Annotated in this window: 2 protein-coding genes and 1 pseudogene; 1 reads left to right on the forward strand and 2 read right to left on the reverse strand. The window is 73.0% G+C overall.

From position 1 onward, the window contains the following. Window positions 1–124: 124 nt before the first annotated feature. Window positions 125–949: pseudogene (locus AB0M20_RS39550) on the forward strand (glycosyltransferase 87 family protein); the annotation flags it as partial. Between the two features lie 29 nt (window positions 950–978). On the opposite strand, the gene AB0M20_RS39555 reads toward AB0M20_RS39550, so the two are convergent. Together AB0M20_RS39555 and AB0M20_RS39560 are read right to left on the reverse strand one after the other, a co-directional pair. Continuing rightward, on the reverse strand, window positions 979–1,923 hold the full coding sequence (locus AB0M20_RS39555; protein WP_364306192.1) for a DMT family transporter: 945 nt from the start codon (window positions 1,921–1,923) through the stop codon (window positions 979–981). Between the two features lie 57 nt (window positions 1,924–1,980). Next, on the reverse strand, window positions 1,981–2,178 hold a 198-nt coding region (locus AB0M20_RS39560; RefSeq protein ID WP_364306194.1), incomplete at its 5' end, for a helix-turn-helix transcriptional regulator.

The raw sequence follows: 2,178 nt of genomic DNA on the forward strand, positions 1-2,178 counted from the left end.
GCCGGCCAGGCAGCGGTGGCCCTGGTGGCCGCTCTCCTGGCGATGCGCCTGGCCGAGCCGGCCACCTGACCCTCTCCCGATCTCCCCCTGGCCCGCCTTGCCGACCCTATGTAGAGTTTCTACCATGACCAAGGATCGAGCCGCCTGGGCCGGCGCGGCGATCGCCGGGTGGGTCGCATCCACCGCCGCCCTGACCCGCCCGACCGGCGACCGCCTCTCAGATCTGCACGTCTATCTGGGCGCCTCGGGCGCCGCGAGCCTCTACGACTTCGTCCGCGGCGAGGCCCCGTTCACCTACCCGCCGTTCGCCGCGATGCTCTTCCGTCCGCTGACCCGGCTCCCGGTGGCTTCGGTGCAGGTGACGTGGACGCTGGCCACCCTGGTGGTGGTCGCGCTGATCGCCGCGGTCGCGCGCCCGGGCCGCGCGGGGCCGCTCGCCCTGGCCCTCGCGCTGTCCGCCCCGATCGCGTCGAACCTGCACTTCGGCCAGGTCAGCGTCTTCCTCGCCGGTCTGGTCCTCGTCGACCTGCTGGTCCTGCGGCGCACCGGGTGGGCGGGCGCGCTGATCGGCATCGCCGCCGCGATCAAGCTGACTCCGCTGATCTTCATCCCGCTGCTGTGGTGCGCGGGCCGGCGGCGCGCCGCGGTCACCGCCACCGCGGTTTTCGCCGGGTGCGCGGCGGTGGCGGCGTTGTCGATGCCCGGCGACTCGTGGCGGTTCTGGACGACCGAGGTGTTTCACGTGAACCGTCTCGGCCACATCGCCTCGGCCGGGAACCAGTCGCTCAACGGCGTTCTGCTGCGCTTCGGCGTACCCGAGTCATCCCGGCCCCTGCTCGTCCTGACGATCGGCGGGGCGATCGCCGCGATCGCGTTGTGGCGCGGCGCCGGGCTGGCCGGACGGGGTGCGTGGCTGGGCGCGGCGGTCGTGGTGGGGGCGGCGAGCATCGTGCTGTCCCCGGTTTCCTGGACACACCATCAGATCTGGCTGGTGTTCGCCGTCCTGCTGCCGGTCAGCGGCCCACCATGGGCGAGGGCCGGCTGGCGGATCGTGGTGCTCGCCGTGATGCTGCTGCCGGTCACCGGCATCGACTCTCCGTTGTGGACGAACTCGCGACTGCTGCTCGCGGTGGCGGTCGCCGCCGTGATTCCGGTCCGGCGGGACAGGCCGGTCACACCGAGCGCGGCGATCACACCGCACAGCGCGGCGAGCGCCGTGCCCACGGTCCCGAACCGGAATCCCTCGCCGAGCACCAGCGCGCCGGCCGTCGCCGCCACGACCGGGTTCGCCACGCTGACCATCGCCAGCGGCGCGGCCAGCCCACCACCGGCGTAGGAGGCCTGACCCAGCAGATATCCGGTCACCGCGAGCACTCCCACCACCGCGATCCCGGCCACCGACAGGTCGTCGAGGACCGCTTTGGTGATCACCGACGAGACGCCGAACGCCACACCCGCCGCGCCGGCCAGCAAGACGCTGCGGATGACCGGCCGCGACGACTGCCATGCGGCCAGGCTCAGCGCCGCCACCGCGAAGACCGTCGCCAGCAACAGGTAGCGAGCGGCGTCGCCGGTCAGCTCGACGCTGGACGCCGGCGACCGGGACAGCGCCATGATCCCGGTCAGGCCCGCGACGGTCAGACCGGCGTCGCGCCACGCGCCCGGCGTGATGCGGGTCCGGGCACGCACCGCGGCGACCGGCAGCGCGAAGAGCAACGTCACCGTGCCCAGCGCCTGCACCACACCGACCGATCCGACGGTCAGCGCGATCGTGTGCAGGCCGCCACCCACGAGGGTCAGGCCGACCGACCCCGCCCAGCGCCCGAATCCCCGATGCCCGCCGGCGGCCAGGCGCTCCTGGACGACCGCGGCGCCCGCATAGCAGGCCGCCGACAGCAGCGACAATCCGATGGCCCATCCCATGTCGATCAGCCTGCCGGAATCCGCGCCGCGAGTCGTCCTCCAGCCGGAGCGAAGCCGCTACTGCATCGGTGGTACGCGAGCCAGGCCGCTCTGATACGCGATGACGACGAGCTGCGCCCGGTCCCGCGCACCCAGCTTCGTCATGGCCCGGTTCACGTGCGTCTTGGCCGTGAGCGGTGACACGTAGAGCTTCTCGGCGATCGCGTCGTTCGACAGCCCGGCCGCCACCAGCACGAGCACCTCGCGCTCGCGGTC

This window comes from Actinoplanes sp. NPDC051633 (assembly GCF_040681735.1).
In the GTDB taxonomy this organism is placed as follows: Bacteria; Actinomycetota; Actinomycetes; order Mycobacteriales; family Micromonosporaceae; genus Actinoplanes.